General features: G+C 66.1%; 26 protein-coding genes. 16 read left to right on the plus strand and 10 right to left on the minus strand.

The annotated features are described in order from the left end of the window. Positions 1-19: 19 nt before the first annotated feature. Both P0M04_RS32155 and P0M04_RS32160 read right to left on the minus strand, forming a co-directional pair. A complete protein-coding gene (locus tag P0M04_RS32155) occupies positions 20-943 on the minus strand; it encodes an OmpA family protein (RefSeq protein ID WP_259452115.1) in 924 nt (307 codons plus the stop codon). Between the two features lie 34 nt (positions 944-977). Then, positions 978-1,373, minus strand: coding sequence for a DUF4398 domain-containing protein (locus P0M04_RS32160; protein ID WP_259452114.1), 396 nt, complete (start codon positions 1,371-1,373; stop codon positions 978-980). A gap of 186 nt (positions 1,374-1,559) precedes the next feature. Here P0M04_RS32160 and P0M04_RS32165 point away from each other — a divergent pair, with 186 nt between their 5' ends. The 3 genes from P0M04_RS32165 to P0M04_RS32175 all read left to right on the plus strand — a co-directional run bounded on the left by P0M04_RS32165 (position 1,560) and on the right by P0M04_RS32175 (position 4,328). Then, positions 1,560-3,620, plus strand: coding sequence for an AsmA family protein (locus P0M04_RS32165; RefSeq protein WP_259452113.1), 2,061 nt, complete (start codon positions 1,560-1,562; stop codon positions 3,618-3,620). A 125-nt stretch (positions 3,621-3,745) separates the two neighbouring features. Then, the gene (locus P0M04_RS32170) at positions 3,746-4,078 is read left to right on the plus strand and encodes a BON domain-containing protein (RefSeq protein WP_259452112.1); all 333 of its coding nucleotides are present in this window, start codon (positions 3,746-3,748) and stop codon (positions 4,076-4,078) included. A gap of 28 nt (positions 4,079-4,106) precedes the next feature. After that, positions 4,107-4,328, plus strand: a complete 222-nt coding sequence (locus P0M04_RS32175; protein ID WP_036237051.1) for a YMGG-like glycine zipper-containing protein — start codon at positions 4,107-4,109, stop codon at positions 4,326-4,328. 65 nt (positions 4,329-4,393) lie between these two features. Here P0M04_RS32175 and P0M04_RS32180 read toward each other — a convergent pair whose 3' ends face one another. Then, on the minus strand, positions 4,394-5,125 hold the full coding sequence (locus P0M04_RS32180; protein WP_259452111.1) for a Crp/Fnr family transcriptional regulator: 732 nt from the start codon (positions 5,123-5,125) through the stop codon (positions 4,394-4,396). Positions 5,126-5,357: 232 nt separating this feature from the next. Here P0M04_RS32180 and P0M04_RS32185 point away from each other — a divergent pair, with 232 nt between their 5' ends. The 6 genes from P0M04_RS32185 (at position 5,358) to P0M04_RS32210 (ending at position 8,928) form a co-directional block, all read left to right on the plus strand. Continuing rightward, positions 5,358-6,188 (plus strand): glycine zipper 2TM domain-containing protein, encoded by an 831-nt coding sequence (locus tag P0M04_RS32185; protein WP_259452110.1) that lies wholly within the window; start codon positions 5,358-5,360, stop codon positions 6,186-6,188. Positions 6,189-6,405: 217 nt separating this feature from the next. Further along, on the plus strand, positions 6,406-6,636 hold the full coding sequence (locus tag P0M04_RS32190; protein ID WP_259452109.1) for a hypothetical protein: 231 nt from the start codon (positions 6,406-6,408) through the stop codon (positions 6,634-6,636). Between the two features lie 87 nt (positions 6,637-6,723). Further along, on the plus strand, positions 6,724-6,870 hold the full coding sequence (locus P0M04_RS32195; protein WP_105378160.1) for a lmo0937 family membrane protein: 147 nt from the start codon (positions 6,724-6,726) through the stop codon (positions 6,868-6,870). A gap of 130 nt (positions 6,871-7,000) precedes the next feature. Beyond that, entirely contained in the window at positions 7,001-7,672 is a 672-nt protein-coding gene (locus tag P0M04_RS32200) for a YiaD family glycine zipper/OmpA-like lipoprotein (protein ID WP_259452108.1), read from the plus strand. Positions 7,673-7,749: 77 nt separating this feature from the next. Further along, positions 7,750-8,346 (plus strand): NUDIX domain-containing protein, encoded by a 597-nt coding sequence (locus tag P0M04_RS32205; RefSeq protein ID WP_259452107.1) that lies wholly within the window; start codon positions 7,750-7,752, stop codon positions 8,344-8,346. A 21-nt stretch (positions 8,347-8,367) separates the two neighbouring features. Next, complete coding sequence (locus P0M04_RS32210; protein WP_259452106.1) at positions 8,368-8,928, plus strand: DUF3617 domain-containing protein; 561 nt, start codon at positions 8,368-8,370, stop codon at positions 8,926-8,928. Between the two features lie 65 nt (positions 8,929-8,993). On the opposite strand, the gene P0M04_RS32215 is transcribed toward P0M04_RS32210, so the two are convergent. After that, the gene (locus P0M04_RS32215) at positions 8,994-9,830 is read right to left on the minus strand and encodes a branched-chain amino acid aminotransferase (protein ID WP_259452105.1); all 837 of its coding nucleotides are present in this window, start codon (positions 9,828-9,830) and stop codon (positions 8,994-8,996) included. 124 nt (positions 9,831-9,954) lie between these two features. On the opposite strand from P0M04_RS32215, the gene P0M04_RS32220 reads away from it, so the two are divergent. Next, positions 9,955-12,090 (plus strand): site-specific recombinase, encoded by a 2,136-nt coding sequence (locus P0M04_RS32220; RefSeq protein WP_259452104.1) that lies wholly within the window; start codon positions 9,955-9,957, stop codon positions 12,088-12,090. Beyond that, the gene (gene cls / locus P0M04_RS32225) at positions 12,087-13,490 is read left to right on the plus strand and encodes a cardiolipin synthase (protein ID WP_259452103.1); all 1,404 of its coding nucleotides are present in this window, start codon (positions 12,087-12,089) and stop codon (positions 13,488-13,490) included. The genes P0M04_RS32220 and cls overlap by 4 nt, the downstream gene beginning before the upstream one ends. 139 nt (positions 13,491-13,629) lie before the next feature. Here the strand turns inward: cls and P0M04_RS32230 are convergent, their stop codons facing one another. From P0M04_RS32230 to P0M04_RS32240, 3 genes are read right to left on the minus strand one after another with little or no spacing between them, the layout of a single operon-like run. After that, complete coding sequence (locus tag P0M04_RS32230; RefSeq protein WP_259452102.1) at positions 13,630-14,466, minus strand: metallophosphoesterase family protein; 837 nt, start codon at positions 14,464-14,466, stop codon at positions 13,630-13,632. Positions 14,467-14,482: 16 nt separating this feature from the next. Beyond that, positions 14,483-15,397 (minus strand): diacylglycerol/lipid kinase family protein, encoded by a 915-nt coding sequence (locus P0M04_RS32235; RefSeq protein WP_259452101.1) that lies wholly within the window; start codon positions 15,395-15,397, stop codon positions 14,483-14,485. Continuing rightward, positions 15,394-16,158 (minus strand): phosphatase PAP2 family protein, encoded by a 765-nt coding sequence (locus P0M04_RS32240; RefSeq protein WP_259452100.1) that lies wholly within the window; start codon positions 16,156-16,158, stop codon positions 15,394-15,396. The genes P0M04_RS32235 and P0M04_RS32240 overlap by 4 nt, the downstream gene beginning before the upstream one ends. A 164-nt stretch (positions 16,159-16,322) precedes the next feature. Between P0M04_RS32240 and P0M04_RS32245 the strand changes: the two genes are divergently transcribed. Both P0M04_RS32245 and P0M04_RS32250 read left to right on the plus strand, forming a co-directional pair. Further along, positions 16,323-16,535: a hypothetical protein gene (locus tag P0M04_RS32245; RefSeq protein ID WP_160408475.1), complete on the plus strand. Its 213-nt coding sequence runs from the start codon at positions 16,323-16,325 to the stop codon at positions 16,533-16,535. Between the two features lie 93 nt (positions 16,536-16,628). Next, positions 16,629-17,651, plus strand: a complete 1,023-nt coding sequence (locus P0M04_RS32250; RefSeq protein WP_259452099.1) for a sulfate ABC transporter substrate-binding protein — start codon at positions 16,629-16,631, stop codon at positions 17,649-17,651. Here the strand turns inward: P0M04_RS32250 and P0M04_RS32255 are convergent. Both P0M04_RS32255 and P0M04_RS32260 read right to left on the minus strand, forming a co-directional pair. Further along, positions 17,633-18,754 (minus strand): oxidoreductase, encoded by a 1,122-nt coding sequence (locus P0M04_RS32255; protein ID WP_259452098.1) that lies wholly within the window; start codon positions 18,752-18,754, stop codon positions 17,633-17,635. The genes P0M04_RS32250 and P0M04_RS32255 overlap by 19 nt on opposite strands. Next, complete coding sequence (locus tag P0M04_RS32260; RefSeq protein ID WP_259452097.1) at positions 18,744-19,148, minus strand: RidA family protein; 405 nt, start codon at positions 19,146-19,148, stop codon at positions 18,744-18,746. The genes P0M04_RS32255 and P0M04_RS32260 overlap by 11 nt, the downstream gene beginning before the upstream one ends. Positions 19,149-19,256: 108 nt before the next feature. Here P0M04_RS32260 and P0M04_RS32265 point away from each other — a divergent pair, with 108 nt between their 5' ends. The 3 genes from P0M04_RS32265 (at position 19,257) to P0M04_RS32275 (ending at position 22,435) form a co-directional block, all read left to right on the plus strand. After that, a complete protein-coding gene (locus P0M04_RS32265; protein ID WP_259452096.1) occupies positions 19,257-20,180 on the plus strand; it encodes a LysR substrate-binding domain-containing protein in 924 nt (307 codons plus the stop codon). A 149-nt stretch (positions 20,181-20,329) separates the two neighbouring features. Next, on the plus strand, positions 20,330-21,388 hold the full coding sequence (locus tag P0M04_RS32270; protein WP_259452095.1) for an SDR family oxidoreductase: 1,059 nt from the start codon (positions 20,330-20,332) through the stop codon (positions 21,386-21,388). 9 nt (positions 21,389-21,397) lie between these two features. Continuing rightward, positions 21,398-22,435, plus strand: a complete 1,038-nt coding sequence (locus tag P0M04_RS32275; RefSeq protein WP_259452094.1) for an SDR family oxidoreductase — start codon at positions 21,398-21,400, stop codon at positions 22,433-22,435. A 64-nt stretch (positions 22,436-22,499) separates the two neighbouring features. Here the strand turns inward: P0M04_RS32275 and P0M04_RS32280 are convergent, their stop codons facing one another. Further along, a complete protein-coding gene (locus tag P0M04_RS32280) occupies positions 22,500-22,937 on the minus strand; it encodes a hypothetical protein (protein ID WP_259452093.1) in 438 nt (145 codons plus the stop codon). Between the last annotated feature and the right edge of the window lie 44 nt (positions 22,938-22,981).

The following is a 22,981-nucleotide window of genomic DNA, read 5'->3' on the forward strand; positions in this document are numbered from 1 at the left end:
TCAGTGGGGTCTTAAAATATCAGCGCTGTGCCGCTCGCGGCGGGATCGGTGCGCCGGCGTTCGACAGCACGATCTCCACGCGGCGGTTCAGCTGGCGGTTCGAGGCCGTGTCGTTCGATGCGACCGGGAACGCCTCGCCATAGCCGCGCATGCCGATGCGTTCGCGCGGCACGCCGAGGCCGACGAGGGCCTGGGCCACGGACGCCGCGCGGCGCTCGGACAGGTCCTTGTTGTGGGCCGCGGAGCCCGTGCTGTCGGTAAATCCTTCGACCATGACCGTGCGGTCGGGGTTCTGCGTCATGATCTCGGCCAGTTTTTTCACGGTCGCCATGCCGTTCGCGTTCAGTTCCGCGCGGTCGGTGGCGAACAGCACGTCGCCGATGGTGACGACCATGCCGCGCTCCGTCTTCTGCGCATGCAGTTCGACGAGGAGGGCTTCCAGGCGCGCTGCGCGATCGGCCTGCTGGGCAGCCTGCTGCTGGGCCGCGGCGGCCTGGGCTTGCGCGTCCTGGGCCTGCGCCTGGGCGGCAGCGGCCTGCGCCTGGGCGGCGGCGGCATCGCGCTTGGCGCGGTCGGCTTCGGCGGTGCGCGCTTCCAGCTGGACGCGGTCGCGTTCGCGGCCCGCATTGGCGACCTCGGCCTCGGCAGCCTTCGCCTTCGCCACTTCCTGGGCGGTGGCGATCTTTTGCTTCGCGACATAGGCCAGGCGGTCGATCGTGTCCAGGCTTTCGCGCTGGGCGGCCGCCTGGTTCGCGCGGTCGAGCGCTTCGCCGGCCTGCTTGAATTCCATCTGCGCGTACGTCGCGACCTGCGGGTTGTTGTTGGCCGCGACGAAGTCGGCGCGTGCCTCGTCCAGGGTCGGCGTGGTGGTCGGGACGGTGCTGCAGCCGGCCAGCGCGACGGCGCCGGCGAATACCATGGCCTTCAGGAAATTCATTTTCATGATGCTTCCTTTCTCCAGTTCTTGTTATTGGGCGTTACTGCTGCTGGTCGGAATTGGCGCGGTCGACTTCCTGGCGCAGCACGCGCAGGTCCTCGTTGAGCGCGTCGGCGGCGGCCGTGGCCTTGGCGGAATTGGCCTTGCTCTGCGCGAGCTTGGCGTCGGCCTGGGCCTGGACCGCCAGTTCGCGCGCCGTCTTGTAATCCTTCGCGGCGAGCGCCTGGTTGGCGCGCATCATCTTGTCGCGCGCGGCCGAGATCTCGGCCGGCGCCAGCTCGGGCGCGCCCGCCGTGACGGCGTTTTCGACGGCATTGTGCGAAACCGCGACGGCAGCCGTGGCCGGGGTCTTTTCCGGGCTGGCGCAGGCGGCCAGCGAAAGTACCGCGGCGGCTGCGCCGACCCGCATCAGCAGGTTCATCGATTTCGTATCCATCTTGCGACTCCTGTTTTTAAATTGTGTTGGTAACGTTATAACCCTCGCACCAGACCAGATCGGTTCGCTGGCGCACATAGACACCGCCTTGGCCTCTCTACGGCCGGGCTACGGTGCGGCACCGCACATTGACGCCCGGACCTTTACGTTAATCTGCGTTCAACCCATCCCACCAGAAGGAAGGCCATGACAGCCCAGCCCACCCAACAGCCCAGGCAGGGCGCGCGCATGTCGCGCCCGGTGAAGATCACGCTCGGCATCCTCGGCGTGCTGGTGGCGATTCCCGTCATCGCCATCATCATCCTGCTCACGTTCGACTGGAACCGCGTGAAGCCCTGGCTCAACGACAAGGTCAGCGACGCGATCGAGCGCCCGTTCGCCATCCGAGGCAATCTCGCCGTGCATTGGGAGCAGCCGTCGAAAAGCATACCGAAAGGCCAGCGGACGTGGCGCGACTACATCCCGTGGCCGCACCTGTACGCGGACGACGTCCACGTGGGCAACCCGGAAGGCCTGCCCCAGCGCGACATGGCCAGCGTGCGCCAGTTCTCGTTCTCGCTCGATCCGTTCGCCCTGCTCGGCCACCGCATCCACGTGCCCGTGCTGCGCTTCGACGGCCCGCAGGCCGAGCTGCTGCGCACCGACGCCACGCACTACAACTGGGTCTACAAGCACGAGCAAAAGAAATCGAAGTGGACCCTCGACCTCGAACGCGTGGTGCTGAACAAGGGGACGATTCACGTGATCGACGCCGTCACCAAGGCCGACGTCACCGCCGACATCGACACGATCGCGAACGACCCGACCTATGGCATCGCCTTCAAGCTGCGCGGCGAGTACAACGGCGCGCCGGTGGGCGGCGGCGGCAAGACGGGTTCCGTGCTGTCGCTGCGCGACCAGGACGAACCGTTCCCCGTCCAGGCCGACGTGCATTCGGCCAATACGCGCGTCGCCGTCGAAGGAACGGTCACGCGCCCCGCCCACCTCGCGGGCATCGATGTGAAACTGACGCTGGCGGCGCCGTCGATGGCGCGGCTGTATCCGTTCACGGGCGTGCTGCTGCCCGAGACGCCCGCGTTCTCGACCCAGGGCCACCTGACGGGAGAAGTGGGCGAGAACAAGAGCCGCTGGGTGTACGACAAGTTCAAGGGCAAGGTGGGCCAGTCCGACATCGCGGGCCGCTTTGAATTCGCGACCGGCAAGCCCCGCAACAAGCTGACCGGCAACGTCGTGTCGCACCAGCTGCGCTTCGCCGACCTCGGCCCGCTGATCGGCGCCGATTCCAACGCGAGCAAGCGCGCACGGGGCGTCGAGGCCGTGCAGCCGGAAAACAAGGCCCTGCCCGTCGAGAAATTTCATACGGAGCGCTGGAAGGTGCTGGACGCCGACGTGCGCTTCACCGCGGACCGCATCGTCAAGGACAAGGACCTCCCCATCAGCAAGCTGCAAAGCCATGTCGTGATGAACAACGGTGTGCTGACCCTGGAGCCACTGAATTTCGTCATGGCCGGCGGCAACGTCAACTCGAACATCAAGCTGGACGGCAGCAACGCCAGCAACCCGATCAAGGCCACGGCCGACGTCAAGGCGCGTGACATCCACATCAAGGAATTGTTCCCGCAAATCGAAAAGATGCAGGCGACCGTCGGCTCGATCTATGGCGAAGCGAAGCTGTCGGCGACGGGCGACTCCGTCGGCGCGATGCTGGCCGATGCGAATGGCGAAGTGAAGGGTCTCGTCAGCCAGGGCGTCGTCAGCAAGCTGTTGCTCGAAGAGGCCGGCCTGAACGTCGGCAACATCATCATCACGAAACTGTTCGGCGACAAGCAAGTCCAGCTGAACTGCCTCGCCGCCGACCTGGCCGTGACGGATGGCGTGGCCCGCACGCGCACATTCGTGCTCGACACGGACGAAGCCATCGTCGACATCAATGGCTGGGTGAACATGTCGACCGAGCAGATGGATCTGCGCATCAAACCGGAGACCAAAGGGCTGCGCCTGTTCACGTTGCGCACGCCGTTCTACGTGCGGGGTACCTTCAAGAATCCGGACCTGTCGCTCGACAAGAAGGTGCTGGCGCTGAAAGGCGGCGCCGCGGCCGCGCTGGCCGTCGTCGCGGCACCGGCCGCCGCCCTGCTCCCGCTGATCAACACGGGACCGGGCAAGGACAGCCCTTGCAACGCGCTGCTGGCGAAGGCGGGTGCGAAGCCTGTTGCGCCGCCGCCGGGCAAGAGCGCGAAACGCTGATGCTGTGATGTCACAGTGTTATTTGTCGTACAGACCGCTATGCGATGCACATGTAATCTGGAGTCATGGTAAGGCCGGCGCCGTTCCCGAACAGCAGGCCGGCATCGCGAGGAAGCGCAGAAGGCATGAAACGATTCAGTACAGGCAGGACCCCGGCGGCACTATCGACATCGGCACTGCTGGCGGCTCTGGCCCTGTGCGGGATCACGGGATGCGCAACGGACAGCCCGAAGGCTGTCGTAGGGCAAACCGATGACGCCGGCATCACGGCCGGCGTGAAGGCCGCCCTCCTCGGCGATGCCAGCCTGAAGGTAGGCGAGATCGACGTCGATACGGACCAGGGGGTCGTCCGGCTGAGCGGATTCGTGAGCTCCGCGGACGACGTGGCGGCGGCCGCCGCGGCCGCGCGCACCGTGAGGGGCGTCAGATCGGTCAGGAATGAGCTGCGCCTGAAGTGAGCAAGCAACCCACCTTAAGGAGATCAACATGAAAACCATCAAGCACATCATCGCGACCGCAACGCTGGCAACCGTGGCCCTGGGCCTGACCGGCTGCGCCGGCATGTCGAAGCAGGACCGTAACACCGCCATCGGCGCCGGCGCCGGCGCAGTGGTCGGCGGCGCCCTGACGGGCGGCAGCGCTGTCGGTACCGTCGGTGGCGCAGCCGTGGGCGGCGTGATCGGCAACCAGGTGAAGACGACGCACTGATCGCGTTTCACACCCGAATGAAAACGCCCCGCATGCCGGGGCGTTTTCATATGGATCGACGAGGATCAGACCAGCACGGGCGCGCCGACGCCGGCACCCGCTTCGCGCACGATCTCGTAGCAGGTGCAGGCGGCTGCAGCGAGACGTGCCGGATCGAGGATCTCGATATTGCCGCGGCTGTAGTTGATGAGCCCCTGCTGCTGCAACGCGCTGGCGGCCTTGGTGACGCCCACGCGGCGCACGCCCAGCGCGTGGGCCAGGAATTCGTGGGTGAGGTGGAATTTGTCGGATTGCAGGCGGTCGCGCGTGACGAGCAGCGAGCGCGCGAGACGCGCCTCCAGCACGTGGTAGCGGCTGCAGACGGCGATCTGGATGGCCTGGGCCAGCAGAACATCCGTGTAGCGGTACAGCACGCGCTGCAGGGCCGGGTTGCGGGCGAATTCGGTGCGCAGGCGGTCGGCGTCGATGCGGCTGGCGCTGCCCGCGCGCTGCACGACGGCGCGCACCTGCGTCGTCTCGTGGCCGAGCGCGACGGTGGCACCCAGCATGCCTTCGCGGCCCACGAGGCCCACCTCGAGCGTCATGCGGCCTTCGGCCACGGCCATCATCGAGATCAGGCAGTCGTGCGGAAAATAGATGTGGCGGATGGTGTCGCCCGGCTCGCACAGCACGGCGCCGACGTCCACCTTGACCTGGTCGAGCGCCGGCAGCATCCGTGCCAGCTCCTGCGGCGGCAGCGCAGCCAGCAGCAGGTTGGCATTGTGCTCGGCGACCACAGGTGGGACGGCTGAATTCATCGGACCCTCGCGGTTGGACTTCATCGGTTCACTCGTTTGGGAGATTCGGAACGGCGTCTTTACACCATCCGGAAACATTTGCAAACAACTTTTAGTCAGCGTAACGGCCGTGCTGGGGCAAGTATGTACGGTGACGCACGGAATAGGGTGTTGTTGCAAGGGACAATGAAAACGTACCGGACTCGAGGCTTTCGACGACGCCTCGTCCCCACCGACACCCGAAAGGAAAGCCATGGACACGCATCCCACCCCGCCCGCACGGGCCAGGCAACACCCACTCCTGATTGCGGCCGCGATTGCAGTCATCCTGTTCTGTGCGATCGGCACGGCGGCCATCATGGGCTGGCTGCCGACGTCGACCGGTGGCAACCGCGGCCAGCTGAGCGACGCCGACCGCGCGGCCCTGTCGGCCGGCATACAACAGCCGGGCCAGCCGGGCTATGTGGCACCCGCCGCGCCGCTCGCGAGCCAGGCGCAGCCCGCCTATCCGGTGCAGACGCCCGTACAGCCCACCTACCCTGCCCCGGCCGCTGCGCAGACCTATGCGGCACCGGACACCGCGTACGGCTACGGCGGCAGCCAGGGATCGACGAGCGCCGGCGCCGACTACGCGCCCGCCCCGGCCCCGCAATACGCGCCGGCCGAGCGCGCCGCAGCCGAACCGGCACCGGCACCGAAGGTCGTCCGCAAGTCGACCAAGGTCGCCTCCAACGACACCGGCAGCAACTGGTGCAATAACTGCGGCAACATCGAATCGATCCGCCAGATCAAGACGCGCGCCCAGGGCAGCGGCGTGGGGGCGGCGGGCGGCGCCATCCTCGGCGGGTTGCTGGGCAACCAGGTCGGCAGCGGTCACGGCCGGCAACTGGCTACCGTCGCCGGCGCGGTCGGCGGTGCCGTCGTGGGCAACCAGGTCGAAGGCAATATGAAGGCCGACGTCAGCTACGAGATCCGTGTCCGTCTCGACGACGGCACGCTGCGCACGTTCCACCAGCACAGCGCGCCGCCGTGGCGTACGGGCGACCGCGTGCGCATCGTGAAAGGCTCGCTGCGCTCGGCCTGAGGGAACGCGGGTGAACCGGCCAACCGGGGCTTCGGCCCCGGTTTTTTTTTGTTCAGTTGCGTGCTATGTTGGAGACAGGCGCGCAAGCGTTTGCGCCTTGTACGATCGCTCACTAAGTTTTCTTTTTCGCAATGTGCGTTGGCGCACTGATGAGTTTGCTTCAGCGCATCAGTATCGGCTTCATACGGCAGAGATCACTCAAGCGAAAGGACGCGACATGAACAGCGTGGCATGGATCGGCATCATTCTCTGGGGACTTCTCCTGACGGGCTTCGGCCTCGCCAGCGCAGGTCCGGCACCGCAGGCCACGACGGCCGACATGGCGGCCCAGGACGTCTTTTTCCTGATCACGGGCGGCCTGCTGACCTGCCTCATCGGCGTGCTTGGCCTGATGGGCTTCATGGGCTGGGTCCCGGGCTTGCACGAGGAACAAAAAAACGCGATGTAATGTACGGCATCGTACGGAATGTAAAGCTTGTTAGTTCGATACTGGATTCACGGCACAGCAACGCCGGTCAACCATGAGGACACTATCATGCTCTACACAATTGCCGTCATTCTCATCATTCTGTGGCTGCTCGGTCTGGTAACTTCCTACACCGTCGGCGGTTTCATCCATATCCTGCTGGTCGTCGCCGTCATCATGATCCTGGTGCGCCTGATCAGTGGCCGAGGCATATAGCAGTATCATAGCGGCACGCAACGTCGTGCCGAACCGCAGTGAACTGCGGACCTGACCGATCCGTTTCGCGGTCGTGCCCTCTGCTGCGGGTGCGACTACGAAACGGATATTTTTTTGCAAGGAGACCACCATGAAAACAACCCTGATCCGTTCCACCCTGTGCGCCACCGCCTTCGCCGTGGCCGCCACCGGCTGCGCCGACATGAGCCAGACCCAGCGCGGTACCGCCACCGGCGCCGGCGTCGGTGCCGGTCTCGGCGCGATTCTCGGCGCCTCGACGGGCGGCGGCGGTTCCGGCCGGGCCACCCGCGGCGCGGTGCTGGGCGCGGCAGCGGGCGCCGTCGTCGGCAACGTCTGGTCGCGCCATATGGAACAGCAGCGCCAGCAGATGGAACAGGCCACGCGCGGCACCGGCGTGCAGGTCTCGCAGACGTCCGACAACCGCCTGAAACTCGAGATCCCGAGCGACGTGTCGTTCGACACGAACCGCTCCGACATCAAGTCGAACTTCCGCCCGATCCTCGACCGTTTCGCGCAGACGCTGAACGAGAACCCGGCGACCAACGTGACCATCATCGGCCACACGGACAACACGGGCAGCGACCAGATCAACCAGCCGCTGTCGCTGGACCGCGCCGCGCACACGCGCGACTATCTGACGGCGCGCGGCATCAATCCGGCCCGCATCACGGTCGAAGGCCGCGCCGCGCGCGAACCGATCGCCAACAACGACGATCCGGCCGGCCGCGCGCGCAACCGCCGCGTCGAGATTTACGTGAGCGAACCGGCCCGGCAAGGCTGATCCCGACGGCGCGCCGATGCGCGCCCATTCCCACGCGCACGGTGTATCCTCGGGCAAGGCCAACCACAGGAGATGCCATGACCCGCGACACCGTGCGCATCGTCCGCGAGGAGATCCTCTCGGACCATTATCTGCCCCTCAAGAACGTCACCTACGCCCAGCGGCGCCAGGACGGCGAGCTGCAGGTCCAGTCGCGCGAAGTCTACGACTGCGCGGACGGCGCCGCCGTTCTGCTGTACAACCGCGCCCACCGGTCGGTGGTGCTGACACGCCAGTTCCGCCTCGGCGCCCGCCTCGCCGGCCACGATGGCTACCTGCTCGAAGCGGCGGCCGGCATGCTGGACGGCGCCGACCCGGCCGAACGCGCGAAAGCCGAAGCGCGCGAAGAAACCGGCTACGCCATCGAGCATGTGCAGCCCGCGCTGCAGCTGTACGTCAGCCCGGGTTCGACGACGGAACGCATCCATCTGTTCGTCGCGGAGTATGATCGCGCGCGGCGCTGCGACGACGGCGGCGGCAACGCCGGGGAAGGCGAAGACATCGAGGTCGTCGAACTGGATTTCGACGACGCCCTCGCGATGGTCGAGACGGGCGACATCGTCGATGCCAAGACGGTCCTGCTGCTCATGTACCTGGAGCGCAAGGTACTGGGGCGGCACGGCGAAGCATCCTGATTTTGAAAGGAAGACATAACGATGAACAAATCCATTGCATCCGCGCTCCTGCTCGCGTGCGCGTGCGCTGCGCTCCCGGCCGGCGCCCAGACGCTGAAACCCGGCCTGTGGTCGTTGTCGAACACGATGACGTCGAGCGACCCGCAAGTGTCGCAGGCGATGTCCGCCGTGCAGCAGCACATGGCTAACATGTCGCCCGAGCAGCGTCAGCAGATGCAGAAGATCATGCAGCAGAACGGCGTACAGCTCGACGTCGGGACGAACGGCGCCCTGCAGACCAAGCTGTGCATGACGCGCGAGATGGCGGAGCGCAAGGAATTCCCCGTCCAGCAAGGCGATTGCAAGCAGTCGTTCACGCAGCAATCGGCGACCCGCGGCCACATCGCGTTCACCTGCACGAAGCCGAAGGTGAGCGGCGAAGGCGACCTGGTTGCCGACAACGACACGAGCTACCGCGCCAGCATGAAGATCCGGAGCGAAGAACAGGGGCGCAACCAGACTGTGGACATGGATGTCACCGGCAAGTGGCTGTCGGCCGATTGCGGCACCATCCGTCCGATCCCCATCCCGCGAGCAAAGTAGCAGCGCTTGACCCCACCGGGATTGTCGAGCCAGGCCGCGTGCCTGGCTTTTTTTTCGTCAGTCGCTCAGGTGGTCTCGGTGAAGGCGAGATAGAGGTCGCGCGCCTGTTTCGCGACCGGGCCGGCAGGCAGTTCGCGCGATTCGTAGCGCGTGCACGGTGCGACCTTGCCGTAGTTGCCGGTGTTGAAGATTTCGCGGGCCGTGTCGAGTTCTTCCGGCTTCACCGTGCGCTCGACGACCTTCACGCCGGCATCAAGCAGCAGCGCAATCACGCGGGCGCGGGTGATGCCGGCCAGGAAGGTGCCGTTCAGCGCGGGCGTGACGACTTCGCCGTCGCTCGTGACGAGGAACAGGTTTGACGTCGCGAACTCGGCCACGTTCCCGGCCGCGTCCAGCAGGACGGCGTTGTCGAACCCGCGTGCCTTTGCCTCGCGCAGCGCCCTGGCCGTGTTGGCGTACAGTGCGGACGCCTTGGCATCCGTCGGCGCCATCGTCGGCTCGGGACGGCGCAGCGCCGACAGACAGGCCGAGAAGCCGGAGAATGGCGGCAGCGGCGCGTCGAACAGGGTCAGCGCGAACGCGGCCGCTTCCGGCGTCGGGATCAGGAAACCTTCCGAAGCGAACACAAGGGGACGAATGTACAGCTCCGCGTCGGCCGGAAAGCGCGCGACGCCTTCACGCACGAGCGCTTCCATTTCATCCACGTTCAACGGGCACTGCAGACCCAGCTTGTCTGCCGATGCGATCACGCGCTCCAGGTGCGGACGCAGGTCCGGCAGATGGCCGCGCAGCGCCCGCGCGCCGTCGAAGACGGACGAACCCAGCCAGACGCTATGGTCCATGGCGCCGAACAACGGCGTATTCCCTTCGGCCCATTGGCCGTTATAGTAAGTCAGGTACATGCTCTTCCCCAGTGATGACATAACCCATCAAGTGTAACGCAGGCCTGCCCGCTCGGTTCGTCAGCGTACAGTGACCGCCGGGTATCCACGCATACACTGTCCTTTCCAAGCTGCGAATATCCCCATGCTCTCGATCCTCGAACTTCTTGACCCGGACAGCGACCGCATCGACCTGCTGGTCGACCTGGTCGACCGGTTGCGTCCGCGCCGCGCAAGCGACCACGACTACGCGCGCGCCCAGGTGCGCACGCTGACCCAGCTGCTGAAGGGTCATCCCGGCCAGGCCTGGACGCTGCGCCGCTACCTGACCCGCCTGCTCGAAACGCGCCGCCACACGAGCCTGTATTCCGATGTCGGCATCCTGTCGAACGACGGCTTTTTTACGGAACTCAAGAAGCGCATCGCCTACCGCATCCTGCCGCCCGCTCTGGACGACCTGTACCTGTCCGACACGCTCGACCGCGTGCTGTGCCGCGAGGACGATTACCAGTGGATCCGCGCCGTGCCGAACGCAGACTGGCTTGAATTGTTCGACGTGGTCGCGAACGCCGCGCCGCCAGAGGATGCAGCCGACGAATCCGCCGAGTCCTCGCGTGCGCGCAAGGTTGTGCTGGCGGGCCTGCTGGATGCGATCCGGACCCTGTCGTGCCGCGTCTGCGCGCTGGGCCTGGAACCGCGTCTGATCCACGCGCACATGGAAATCGAGGAAGTCGACTCGCCCTTCCTCATGCAGAACATCGAGGCGAACAAATACCTCGACGACTACGGCCGCCTGATGGCCGGCGAGGTCGACACGATGGAAGATGCGCGCCATCTGCTCGTCATGCTCGACCAGTGCGAAGACGTGGTGTTGAAGATCCGCCGCGGCGCCCTCGCCTCCGGCACGAGCGTCGCGCTCACCTATCTGCTGGTGGCACTGACGCAGAGCATCGACCGCCTGAGAAAGCTGCTGTTCCTCGTCGACACGAGCGGCGAGCTGCCGTCCGCACCGACCGTGGACGTGGAGACGCTCGCGAACGAGGCGACGCCGCCGACCGAACCGCCGACGAGCCTGCGCCGCGCGGCGGCCGTCGACCTCGCGCAGGAACTCGCGGAAGCGCACAACACCAAGTACGAGGTGCGCGGCCTGCTGCGCGACAACATCGACCTGCTGGCCCGCAACGTGACGGAAAACGCGAGCCGCACGGGCGAGCACTACATCGCCGAACGGCGCGCGGACCTGCGCGGCATGTTCGCGTCGTCGGCCGGGGCCGGCATCATCATCGGCGTCATGGCGCTCATCAAGATCCTGATCTCGTACCAGCACCGCGCCCCGCTGATCGAAGCCCTGCTCTACAGCCTCAACTACGCGGCCGGCTTCATGCTCGTGCATGTGCTGCATTTTACGATCGCGACCAAGCAGCCGGCGATGACGGCCGCGCGCATCGCCTCCGCCCTGCACGACACCGCGCAGCGCGGCGGCGGCCGACCGGGCTCGAGCCGGCGCCAGGTCGATGTGGACAGCATGGCGGCCCTGGTGAATAAAGTGTTCCGGACGCAGATCGTCGCCGTGCTCGGCAACCTCGCGACCGTGATCCCGGTCGCGTGGGCGATCGCCCTCGCCTGGTACTGGATCTTCGGCACGCATCTCGTGAACCCGGTCAAGGCCGAACACCTGATCGAAGACAGCCACCCGTGGCATTCGCTCGCGCTGCTGCATGCGGCGATCGCGGGCGTGTGGCTGTTCGTGTCGGGGCTCGTGTCCGGCTACTACGACAACAAGGCCATGTACACGCGCATGGGCCAGCGCGTGCAGCAGCTGCGCTGGCTGCGCCGGCTGCTCGGCGAGGCGCGGCGCGCCCGCTTCGCCCGCTACGTCGAGGACAACCTCGGCGGCCTGATGGGCAACTTCGTGTTCGGCGTGCTGATGGGGATCACGGGCACCGTCGGCTACCTCCTCGGCCTGCCGCTCGATGTGCGCCACGTGACCTTTTCGTCCGCGAATTTCGCCATCGGCTTCGTCGGCCTCGGCCAGCAGCTCGACCCGGACACGATCGCCATTACGTTCCTCGGCATCGCCCTCATCGGCATGGTCAACTTGCTGGTGAGCTTCGGCCTCGCGCTGTGGGTGGCGCTGCGGGCGCGCAAGGTGCGTTTCCGTCATGGCTTCCTCCTGCTGCGCGCGCTGGGCCGCCGCCTGCGCGCGGCGCCGCTCGACTTTTTCATCGGACCGCGCGACCTCGACGAGGCCGCGGTTGCCAACCCGAGAGGTTTCAAATGAGATTCCGACAGCGCTTTGCACGTTATTGCTCCCCGTTCGCCTGGCTGCTGGCCCTGTGCCTCAGTTGCGGCGTCGTCGCGTGCAAGTCGCTGCCGGATGTCGAACCCGAAGCGCCCGCGAAGGCTGTGCCCACGATCGCGACGACGAAGGGGGCCCTGCCGCCGAAGCAGGCATCCGCCCTCGCCGCGCGGCGCTGGGCCAATGCGAGCGGCAACCTGAAGGCCTTGGCGGCGCTGGAAGAACAGGCGACGGGCGTGCCCCTCATCGCGGGCAACAAGGTCACGCTGCTGTTCGACGGCCCCGCGACGATGCGCGAAATGATGGCCGCCGCGCGCGCCGCCACCAGTTCCATCAATCTCGAAACCTATATCTTCGACCAGGACCCCGTCGGGATCGAATTCGCCGACCTGCTGATCGAGAAGCAGCGCCAGGGTGTGGTCGTAAACGTGATGGTCGACGCCGTCGGCGCCCTTGCGACGCCGGCCGCCTTTTTTGATCGCATGCGCCAGGCCGGTATCCGCGTGCTGGTCTTCAACCCGGTCAATCCCGCCAAGGCGCGCGGCAAGTGGGAGCTGAACAACCGCAACCACCGCAAGCTGATGGTCGTCGACGGCAAGGTCGCGTTCACGGGCGGCATCAACATCAGCAGCACGTATGCGAACAGCTCGCTGTTCCGCTCGCGCCAGAAGCCGGGCCAGGTCGACGGCGACAAGGTCGGCTGGCGCGATACCCACGTCAAGATCGAAGGCCCGGCCGTCGCGCCGCTGCAGTGGTCGTTCGTGAACCTGTGGGTGCAGCAGGAAGGCGGCGAGCTGCCGCAGGCCGAATATTTTCCGACGCTGACGCCGGCCGGCGACAAGATCATCCGCGTGCTCGCGTCCGACCCGGACCACGAGTCGGACATCTACAAGGCCCTCGTCATCGCGATTAGCGAGGCGAAGAAATCGATCCACATCACGTCGGCCTATTTCGTGCCCGACCAGCAGATCGTCGACGCGCTCATCGCCGCGGCGAAACGCGGCGTGGACGTGCGGCTCGTGCTGCCGGGCGTGTCGGACCACAGCCTGATCCGCTACGCCGGCCAGGGCTTCTACGACCAGTTGCTGGCCGGTGGCGTGCGTATCTTCGAGCTGCAGATCGCCGTGCTGCACGCAAAGACGGCAGTGATCGACGGCGTCTGGTCGACGATCGGCTCGGCCAACATCGACCGGCGCAGCTTCATCCACAACTACGAGTTGAACGTGGTCGTCATCGACCCCGCGTTCGGCGCGGCGATGGAGAGCGCGTTCAACGAGGATCTGCGCGACTCGAAGGAGGTCACGCTGGAGCGGTGGCGGCACCGGCCGTGGTCCGACCGGATCAAGGAGTGGATGGCGCGGCTTGGGGAGTACTGGATCTGACGAACACCGTCGTTCCCGCAAAGGCGGGAACCCATACTGAGTTTCCGAAGTCGGACTCGAGTCCCACCTCGACGCTTCCGAAGTACGGAATTCTGCAGCTCAGCATGGTTCCCCGCTTTCGCGGGGACGACGCAGAGCGTCAGATCCCGGCCGCCATCATCCCATCCGGCACTTCCGTCCAGACGTTTCCGCTGCGCATGAACTTCTCCGTGTTCAGCACCTGGAACTGGTTGTGCACGCTGTCCCAGCCATAGCGGTCGACCTCGATGCGCTGGGGCTCGATGCGGATCACGTTGAACGAATTCACTTCGCCCCGCCCGCGCGTGGACGTCGCCGTGCCGGCCTGCACGACGAGCGCGGCGTATTCGCTGATCTTGTAGCGCGCCTGCGTGTTGCCCGCGTGGCTCATGTGCAGGTGGCCCGCCATCAACAGGTCGATGCCCAGTTCGGCGAACACGTCCATCGCCATGTTCGCGCGGTCGACGAGGTCGTCCTCTTCCGCCCCTTTCGGCAGGTCGAACGGGTGGTGCGTGACGACGACGCGCGTAACCTCCTTCGGCAGCCCGGACAGGGTCGCGCGGATCTTTTCCACTTGCTCCTTGTTGACGCGTCCGTCCTTGAACGTGAGCGAGCGAGCCGTGTTCACGCCCAGCACGGCGATCTCGTCGTCGATGTAGACGGGGTCGAGGTCGTTTGTGATGTAGCGCTTGTAGCGGTCGAGCGGCAGCAGGAAGCGGCGGAACACGTTGTACAGCGAAATGTCGTGGTTGCCCGGCACGATGATCTGCGGGCCCGGCAACGTGTCGAGCCAGGCCTTCGCTTCCTCGAACTGCTCGCTCTTGGCGCGCTGGGTCAGGTCGCCGGAGACGACGACGACGTTGGGCGCCAGCTTGTGGACCAGTTCGCGCAGCGGGTCGAGCAGCATGGCGTCGACACGGCCGAAGTGCAGGTCGGACAGGTGGACGAGTGTGCGCATGGGGTTCCCCTTTCCGTTATGGTTGATTGACGTCATTCTCTACCGGCGGCACGAGTACCGTCAGTGCGCCAGGCCGCATCCGGTAGCGTAACGGCGGGTGCATCTCCGTCACTTCGCCATCGGTCGCCACGAGCAGGTGGTGGCGGTGCGTGTCGATGTCGAACGCCGGCGCCGTCAGCACGTCGAAGTCGCGCTCCTGCCCGAGGCGGCCGACCAGCGCATCGAACGCGAAGCGCAGCAGGCCCAGGCGCGTCGGATGCTGCGCCACGTACAGGCTCAGCACGCCTTCGTCGAGGCGCGCCCGCTCGCCGATCGCCAGGCCCTGCATCGTGTAGGCATTGTTGCCGATAAAGACGAACGGCGTACGCCGCGCGAGCCGCTCGCCGTTGACGGTGAGGCGCATCGACAGGAACGGATAGCGCCGCAGCGCCGCGAGCGCGGCCCAGGCGGCGGCCGGCCATTTGCCGCGGCCGAGGCGGCGCTGCTGCTTTTCGCGGTCGCGCACGATGTCCGGGTACAGGCCGAGGCTGCTATTGTTCAAGAAGATGCGGCCGTTCACCTCGCCCACGTCGACGTTCACGGGCCTTCCCGTCGCGAGGTTGCGCACGGCCGCGCCGAGGTCGAGCGGAATGCCGAGGTCCTTGGCGAAGTGATTGAGCGTGCCCAGCGGCAGTACGCCGAACGGCACGCCGCTGTCGACCATCACGGACGCCACGGCATTGATCGTGCCGTCGCCGCCGCCGGCTACGACAAGGCGTGCGCCCTGCGCCAGCGCGCTCCTGGCTGCGCTGATCATCCGGTCGCCGCCGTCTGCCCGCACGAGCTCCGCGTCCAGGCCTGCGTCGGTTAGTTGCGTTTGCAGCGCATCGCACGCGGCTTCGTCGTGCCCGGTACCGGCGCCCGCGTTGACGATCACGGTCACGGGCTTCACTGCAGGTCCTCCGCCGCATCCGCACGATGGGCACGCTCGCTCCACGACGTTTCGCCGCGCGCCAGACGGCGCCGGTGCAGGGTCGACACGGCCGTGATGCAGATCGCGAGCCAGGCGGCGCCCTCCGCCGCCGCGGCCAGCACGTCGGACAGGTAATGCACGCCCAGGTACATGCGCGACAGCGCGACGAGCATCACCATCAGGACGGCGCCGAGCAGGACGAGCGCGCGCGCACGCCACGTCCGCACCCGGCGCACGAGGTAGCACGCCAGCAGGCCGTAGAACACGGTGGCCGCCGCCGTGTGGCCGCTGGGGAAGCTGTACGTCATCAGGCTCAGCAGCGGATCGTCGAAGCTGGGGCGGGTGCGCCGGAACACGTGCTTCAACGCGACGTTCAGCAGCATGCCGCCCGGCACCGCGACGAGGCAGACGATCAGCCAGTAATGCGCATGGCGGCGCCAGAACCACAGCGCCAGCAGCGCGGCCATGATGCTCGATCCGACGACGCCGTTCCAGTGCGTGACGACCAGCATGGCCCGCGTGAAGCCTTGTGTGGCGCGGTCGTGGAACCAGTGCGCGAGCTGGACGTCGACGAGCGTGATCGTGTCGCCGGTGACGACGTCCTCGGCGATCTCCCCGAAGATCCAGGCCGCCAGCACCAGCAGTGCGAGGCCGACGGTGAGGTGCAGGCCCATCTGCCCTTCGGGCGACAGGCGGGCGGCGACGAAGCGCCGCAGGCGTGACGGAACGGTATTCAGCATACCGCTCCAGATGGGGCGTATTGGCGAAAAAGCCACACAAATATGCAACAACTGGTTTTTTGTACAGTACCTGTAGATTTATACAGTAGTTGTGCTATTCTGTACCTACTCGAGCAAGACAACTTGCCAACGCTAACGTAACCTAACTCGATAAAGGGATCGTCATGTCCACTCTGAACAGCTCCTTCGGCCTTGAATATGCTCCGACGCCTTTCCTCGTGCGCCTCGGTCGCCGCGAGATCCTTGTGACGCGCGACTTCCGCAAACGCTTCTACCCGGTCAACCCGATCATCGAGTGCGATACCGGCGTCGAGCCGGGCCACGTGGAAGTGCTGCTGCTGCGCCGTTGGCTGCTCATCCTGTCCAAAGCGCATTAAATTCATAAGCTTCATCGTTTTCATTCGTTTTCTTTCGCTGAGCAGGCACCTACCCTACGGTGTTGCCTACAGACACTCAACCGAAAGAAAACGATGTTCAATAAAAAGGTCGCCTCCGCTCTTGTCTCTGTTTTCGTCGCGGTCGCTTCGCTGGGTACTTCCATCGCACAGGCGGCGGACATTACCCTGCTGAACGTGTCCTACGACCCGACGCGCGAGCTGTACCAGGACCTCAATGCCGCGTTCGCGCGCCAGTACAAGGTCAAGACGGGCGACAACGTAACGGTCAAGCAGTCGCATGGCGGCTCCGGCAAGCAGGCCCGTGCCGTGATCGACGGACTGCAGGCAGACGTCGTCACGCTGGCCCTCGCGTACGACATCGATGCTATCAGCGAACGCGGCCTTATCGCGCACAACTGGCAGCAGCGCCTGGAGCATCGCAGCACGCCCTACGCCTCGACCATCGTGTTCCTGGTCCGCAAGGGCAACCCGAAAGGGATTCGTGACTGGGCCGACCTCGCCAAGCCGGGCGTGTCGGTCATCACGCCGAACCCGAAGACGTCGGGCGGCGCCCGCTGGAATTACCTGGCGGCGTGGGGTTATGCGCTGCGCCAGCCGGGCGCGACGGAAGCATCCGCACGCGCCTACCTGGCAAAGCTGTTCAAGAACGTACCGGTGCTCGACTCCGGCGCGCGCGGCGCCACCACCACGTTCACGGAACGCGGTATCGGTGACGTGCTGATCGCGTGGGAAAACGAAGCGCTGCTGGCCGTGAAGGAACTGGGTAACGGCAAGTTCGAAGTCGTCGCGCCGTCCGTCAGCATCCTGGCGGAACCGCCTGTCGCCGTCGTCGACAAGGTGGTCGACAAGCGGGGCACCCGCGCCGTGGCCGAGGCGTACCTGAAATACCTGTACAGCGCGGAAGGCCAGCAGATCGCCGCCAGGCACTACTACCGCCCGGTCGTCGAGCCGTATGCCAAACAGTACGCCGTGCAATTCCCGGCGATCAAACTGTTCACGATCGACGAGGTGGCCGGCGGCTGGACGAAGGCGCAGAAGACGCACTTCGCGGACGGCGGACTGTTCGACCAGATTTATCAGCCAGGCCGCCGCTGATCTTCGCGCCACCGGTCCGCGTTCGCGAGATCCGCGAGCGGGGACAGGATGGCCGGATCGAATGAGGCGAGCGGCACGCCGGTCCTGACGCGCCGCGGCCAGTCCGCCTGGGCGAGCGCACCGCGGCCGAGCGACACCACATCCGCCTCGCCCCGCTCGACCATGCCCATCGCCCGCGCCGGATCGTGCAGCGAGCCGTTGGCCAGTACCGGCTTGCCGCCATGGTGCTTCGCCAGCGCGGCCAGGCTCGGGCCTGTCTCGAACGCGGGCTGCCACGCTTCGTACTCGGTCACGTGCACGTAGTCGACGTGCAGTCCGCCGACGGTGCGGAAGATCGTGGCCGCCTCCTCCTCTCCTCTCCAGCGATGCGTGAAGTCGTTGACCTTCGCCTGCGACAGGCGCACACCGACGACATAGTCCGCACCCACCGCGGTCCGCACCGCGTCGACCACGTCCACGAGCAGGCGCAGTCTGCCGTCGATGCCGCCGCCGTAGCGGTCGTCGCGCAGGTTGATGCCTTCCGACAGGAACTGGTCCAGCAAATAACCATTCGCACCATGGATCTCGATACCGTCGAACCCCGCCTCGCGTGCACGGGCCGCCGCCTGCGCGAAGCCGGCTACGGCCGTGTCGATGTCGTGCTGCGTCATCGCGGTAGGTACGGCGTATTCGCCCGCGCCGCGGTAGAACGTCATCTGCCTGCCCTTCGGCTGCACGGCCGACGGACCGACGGTGCCTGTCCGGTATGGATTCCCCTGCGACAGTGCCCCGGCATGCATCAGTTGCGCGATCACACGGGCGCCACATGACTGGACGCGCTCGACGATGGGCCGCCACGCATCGCGCTGCACCGCGTTCGCGAGACCCGGCTGGTGGAGATATCCCTGCGCGTACGCGTCGTCCGTGTACACGCCTTCCGTGATGACGAGGCCGAAACCGCCCTGCGCGAACTGCGCGTAATAGTCGGCTATCTGCGCGGTTGGCAGACCGTCGGCAGTCGCACTCACGCGCGTCATCGGCGCGACGGCCAGGCGGTTGGGCAGCACCAGCGAACCGAGGGCCAGCGGTTCGAAGAGCGTGTCGACGTGACCGTTATCGCGCATCGCTGTCTCCCTGCCGGCGCACCGCCGCGATCGCCTCGATCTCGATCATCGCCCGCGGATCGTAGAGCGCCCTGATTTCGGCGATCGTATCGGCCGGATACGGTGCCGAGAAAAATTTACGGCGCAGCGCGACGACGTCCTGGAAATGACCCATGTCGGTCACGAAGATCGTCACCTTGATGACGTCGCGCAGGCTGGACCCGCCCGCTTCCAGCGCGCGCCGCAGGTTCGCAAACGCCTGCTCGCCCTGGGCGAGGAAGCCGCCGTCGACGATGCGTCCGTCGTCGCCGGCGCCGGCCTGGCCGGAAATGAACAGCAGGTCGCCGAACCGGATGCCCTGCGACAGCAGATAGGGTTCATACGGGTCGGGCTGGGTGATGACGCGTTCGAGCATGTTGCCTCCTGAATTCGAAAAGAAGAACCGGATGAGATCAACTCACCCGTGTGTGGAATAATCGTTGCCAGCGCGTCTCGCGACAAACGACGGTTTCTCAGGCATCAGATGACTTCAATTCACCCATTGACCCCACGGACGACGCGCCGGCTACCGCCCCTCTCGTCGCTGCGCGCGTTCGAGGCGGCGGCCCGGCACGGCAGCTTCAAGCGCGCCGCCGATGAGCTTGCCGTGACACCGACGGCGATCAGCCACCGCATCCGCGTCCTCGAAGACCACACGGGCCTGAAGCTGTTCGTGCGCCAGGTCCGGCAAGTCACGTTGACGGACGCGGGCGCCCAGTTGTACCCGGTGCTGCGGGAGAGTTTCGATGCCATCGAAGCCGTGCTGGCGCGTCTCACGCAGGCGAACAGGAGAGACCGGGTCACGGTGTCCGCAACCCATGCGTTCACCGCGAAATGGCTGGTGCCGCGGGTGGGCCGGTTCCAGGCATTGCATCCCGATATCGACCTGCAATTGCACGCGTCCAACGACACCGTCGACCTCGATACGCATGGCGTCGACATCGCGGTACGCTACGGCAGCGGCCCGTACCCGGGTCTCGCGGCGGAGGTCATGTTTGCCGACACGTACGCACCGGTCGCCAACCCGATGCTGGGCGTCCACGCGGTCGCCGACCTGCGCGCGGTGCCACTCATCCACTTCGACTGGACGAAGGCGTCCGCCGCCAATCCCACGTGGGAAACGTGGTTCGCGCGCACGGGACTGGAATGGCACCCGTCGCGCGGACAGCTCCGGTATTCGGACGACGGGCATGCTATCCAGGCCGCCGTCGCTGGCCAGGGTGTTGCCCTGCTGAGCCTGGCATTAGTGGCCGAAGAACTCGCGGCCGGTTATCTCGTGCAACCGTTCGGGCCGGCCATTCCCGGTTATACCTACCACCTGGTCATGCGCGCCGATCCACCGCCAGGTGAAGCGGTGCGGGCCGTTGCCGACTGGCTGCGCCAGGAATCCCAGCCTTGTAAATCGTGAACAAAGCGCCAACTTGTAAAGAATGACTTGAAATCCGCTGTGCGGCTACGATTGTCGTGTTCAGCAACGAACCCGTACTCACCGAGCCGCGCGGATCCGCTTGACGCGCACCGCGGCGGCGATTCTCCAACCCGAGCGAAGGAGCATTCATGTCAGTGCAATTACGCAAGATTAACGAGCAGGTGATGGTCATCACCGGCGCCACGAGCGGCATCGGCCTCACGACGGCGCGCATGGCCGCCGAGCAATGTGCCAAGCTGGTCCTTGCAGCCCGCAGCGCCGATGCGCTCGACCAGCTGGCGAGCGAGCTGCGCCGTACCGGCACGCAGGTCGCGACGGTCGTCGCCGACGTCGGCAATCCGGCCGACGTGGAACGCATCGGCCAGGCCGCGATGGAGCGCTTCGGCCGCATCGACACCTGGGTCAACAACGCCGGTATCTCGATCTTCGGCCGCAACGAGGACGTCTCGCTGGACGACATGCAGCGCCTGTTCGACACGAACTATTGGGGCGTCGTCCACGGCTCGCTGGAAGCCGTCAAGCACATGAAGACGCGCGGCGGCGGTGCCATCATCAACCTCGGCAGCGAACTGTCCGACGTCTCGATCCCGCTGCAAGGCATCTACGCCGCGTCCAAGCACGCCGTCAAGGCGTTCACGGATTCGCTGCGCGTCGAACTGGAGAAGGACAAGGCGCCGATCGCCGTCACGCTCATCAAGCCGGCCGCCATCGACACGATGTTCGTCGCCCACGCAAAGAATTACATGGACAAGGAACCGACCCTGCCGCCGCCGGTCTACGCGCCGGAACTGGTCGCGAAATCCATCCTGTACGCGGCCCAGCATCCGAAGCGCGACGTGTTCGTCGGCGGCGCGGCCAAGGCCTTCTCCGTCGGCAATTTCGCCATGCCGTCCATGCTCGACCGCGTGATGCGCGCCACGATGTTCAGGCAGCAGCAGACCGACATCCCGAGCTCGCCGAACCGCCGCGACGCCCTGCACGCACCGGATCCGCAGCATGCGCTGCGCGAACGCCAGGGCATCTCGGCGCACGTGGTCGAGACGTCCCCGTACACGGCGCTGTCGCTACGCAAGGGCAAGGTGGTGGGTGTGCTGCTGGGTGCCGGCGCACTGTTCGCCGCGTGGAAGCTGGCTGGCCGCCCAGCCAGCCGCATCTGGTCGTCCAACCGTCTGCGCCAGGCGCTGTAAGGAGGCATCATGTCGATCAAACTGAAAACACTGGATGAACAGGTGATGGTGATCACGGGCGCGACGAGCGGCATCGGCCTGGTCACCGCCCGCATGGCGGCCGAAGGCGGCGCGCACCTCGTGCTGGCCGCGCGCGACGGCGACGCCCTCGACACCCTCGCCCACGAAATGCGCCAGCGCGGCATGGACGTCGCGGCCGTCACGGCGGACGTCGGCAACCCGGCGGACGTGGCCCGCATCGGCCAGGTGGCGATGGAACGCTTCGGCCGCGTCGACACGTGGGTCAACAACGCGGGCATCAGCGTCTACGGCCGCAACGAGGACATCGCGCTGGAAGACATGCGCAAGGTGATGCAGACGAATTTCTGGGGCGTCGTGCACGGCTCGCTGGAAGCCGTCAAGCTCATGAAGGGCCGCGGCGGCGGGGCGCTCATCAACCTGGGCAGCGAAGTGTCGGACCGCGCGGTGCCGCTACAAGGCACCTATTCCGCGTCCAAGCATGCGATCAAGGCGTTCACGGAATCGCTACGGATGGAGCTGGACAAGGAAGACGCCGGCATCTCGCTCACCGTCATCAAGCCGGCCGCGATCGCGACGCCGTTCCCGAACCACGCCAAGAGCTACATGGAGCACGAGCCCGACCTGCCCCCGCCGAACTACGCGCCGGAGCTGGTGGCACAAGCCATCCTGCACGCGGCCCAGGTGCCGGAGCGCGACCTGTACGTGGGCGGCCACTCCAGGCTGACGTCGCTCACGGGCTACCTGATGCCGCGCGCGCTGGACCGCTTCATGAGCCGCACGATGTTCAACCAGCAGCAATCTGACCGCCCGAACTCGAGCGCACGCCGCGACAGCCTGTACGCGCCGGTCGCCGAGCAGGAGCTCCGGCAGCGCAACAACAGCGAGCACCGTGTCGTCGAGCGGAGTCCGTACACGTCGTTCGAGATGCGGTCGGCGTCCACGAAGACCGTACTGCTCGGCGGGGCGCTGCTGGCGGCATGGGCGTTGACACGCCGGCCGTGGCAGCGGACGGTGTGGCACGCGTGACAGGTTGACGCATTAAAACGAAGGGCCGGAAAAATCCGGCCCTTTGCTTTGCGGTCGATCGCGTTTATTTGCCCGGCGCCGGTCCTTTCGGCGGCTCGCTGCCGAGGAAATCGACATCCTCATCGGTCAGCGGCAAATTCGGAATCGATTCGATGTGATCGGTGTCGATATCGGCGCCGTCGCGCGCAAGGATGTCGCGGCCCGCGGCCGCCCGCTCGCCCGTACCGCCGAAGTCGCTGTCGCCTTCGAAGTTCGGGTCGCCCATGTCGGCGCCGGCGCTGTCGTGGGCGTAGCTCGCTTCGTTGTCGGACGTCGTGCCGGTGTCCAGGTCGAGTTTCTGGTCGTCGTCCAGGTTCGCGGCGAAGCCGGGGCCGCCGACGACGTCGCTGCCCGTGTCCGAAATATCGCTCGGGCCGAGCGAATCGACGCCGTGGCCTTTGCCCAGGCTGCGGTCGGGTGCTTCCGGAAAGTTATCCGGATCAAGAGTGCTCGTGCCAGTCATGTTGCCTCCAAAATAATGCAAAAGTCATGAGGACAGGCTACCCG

The sequence above is a fragment of the Telluria mixta genome (assembly GCF_029223865.1).
Taxonomy (GTDB): Bacteria; Pseudomonadota; Gammaproteobacteria; order Burkholderiales; family Burkholderiaceae_D; genus Telluria; species Telluria mixta.

Bases quoted from the DNA above. Each gene is read 5' to 3' on its own strand.
- P0M04_RS32155 (WP_259452115.1), bottom strand. From the start codon at position 943: ATGAAAATGAATTTCCTGAAGGCCATGGTATTCGCCGGCGCCGTCGCG.
- P0M04_RS32160 (WP_259452114.1), bottom strand. From the start codon at position 1,373: ATGGATACGAAATCGATGAACCTGCTGATGCGGGTCGGCGCAGCCGCC.
- P0M04_RS32165 (WP_259452113.1), top strand. From the start codon at position 1,560: ATGACAGCCCAGCCCACCCAACAGCCCAGGCAGGGCGCGCGCATGTCG.
- P0M04_RS32170 (WP_259452112.1), top strand. From the start codon at position 3,746: ATGAAACGATTCAGTACAGGCAGGACCCCGGCGGCACTATCGACATCG.
- P0M04_RS32175 (WP_036237051.1), top strand. From the start codon at position 4,107: ATGAAAACCATCAAGCACATCATCGCGACCGCAACGCTGGCAACCGTG.
- P0M04_RS32180 (WP_259452111.1), bottom strand. From the start codon at position 5,125: ATGAATTCAGCCGTCCCACCTGTGGTCGCCGAGCACAATGCCAACCTG.
- P0M04_RS32185 (WP_259452110.1), top strand. From the start codon at position 5,358: ATGGACACGCATCCCACCCCGCCCGCACGGGCCAGGCAACACCCACTC.
- P0M04_RS32190 (WP_259452109.1), top strand. From the start codon at position 6,406: ATGAACAGCGTGGCATGGATCGGCATCATTCTCTGGGGACTTCTCCTG.
- P0M04_RS32195 (WP_105378160.1), top strand. From the start codon at position 6,724: ATGCTCTACACAATTGCCGTCATTCTCATCATTCTGTGGCTGCTCGGT.
- P0M04_RS32200 (WP_259452108.1), top strand. From the start codon at position 7,001: ATGAAAACAACCCTGATCCGTTCCACCCTGTGCGCCACCGCCTTCGCC.
- P0M04_RS32205 (WP_259452107.1), top strand. From the start codon at position 7,750: ATGACCCGCGACACCGTGCGCATCGTCCGCGAGGAGATCCTCTCGGAC.
- P0M04_RS32210 (WP_259452106.1), top strand. From the start codon at position 8,368: ATGAACAAATCCATTGCATCCGCGCTCCTGCTCGCGTGCGCGTGCGCT.
- P0M04_RS32215 (WP_259452105.1), bottom strand. From the start codon at position 9,830: ATGTACCTGACTTACTATAACGGCCAATGGGCCGAAGGGAATACGCCG.
- P0M04_RS32220 (WP_259452104.1), top strand. From the start codon at position 9,955: ATGCTCTCGATCCTCGAACTTCTTGACCCGGACAGCGACCGCATCGAC.
- cls (WP_259452103.1), top strand. From the start codon at position 12,087: ATGAGATTCCGACAGCGCTTTGCACGTTATTGCTCCCCGTTCGCCTGG.
- P0M04_RS32230 (WP_259452102.1), bottom strand. From the start codon at position 14,466: ATGCGCACACTCGTCCACCTGTCCGACCTGCACTTCGGCCGTGTCGAC.
- P0M04_RS32240 (WP_259452100.1), bottom strand. From the start codon at position 16,158: ATGCTGAATACCGTTCCGTCACGCCTGCGGCGCTTCGTCGCCGCCCGC.
- P0M04_RS32245 (WP_160408475.1), top strand. From the start codon at position 16,323: ATGTCCACTCTGAACAGCTCCTTCGGCCTTGAATATGCTCCGACGCCT.
- P0M04_RS32250 (WP_259452099.1), top strand. From the start codon at position 16,629: ATGTTCAATAAAAAGGTCGCCTCCGCTCTTGTCTCTGTTTTCGTCGCG.
- P0M04_RS32255 (WP_259452098.1), bottom strand. From the start codon at position 18,754: ATGCGCGATAACGGTCACGTCGACACGCTCTTCGAACCGCTGGCCCTC.
- P0M04_RS32260 (WP_259452097.1), bottom strand. From the start codon at position 19,148: ATGCTCGAACGCGTCATCACCCAGCCCGACCCGTATGAACCCTATCTG.
- P0M04_RS32265 (WP_259452096.1), top strand. From the start codon at position 19,257: ATGACTTCAATTCACCCATTGACCCCACGGACGACGCGCCGGCTACCG.
- P0M04_RS32270 (WP_259452095.1), top strand. From the start codon at position 20,330: ATGTCAGTGCAATTACGCAAGATTAACGAGCAGGTGATGGTCATCACC.
- P0M04_RS32275 (WP_259452094.1), top strand. From the start codon at position 21,398: ATGTCGATCAAACTGAAAACACTGGATGAACAGGTGATGGTGATCACG.
- P0M04_RS32280 (WP_259452093.1), bottom strand. From the start codon at position 22,937: ATGACTGGCACGAGCACTCTTGATCCGGATAACTTTCCGGAAGCACCC.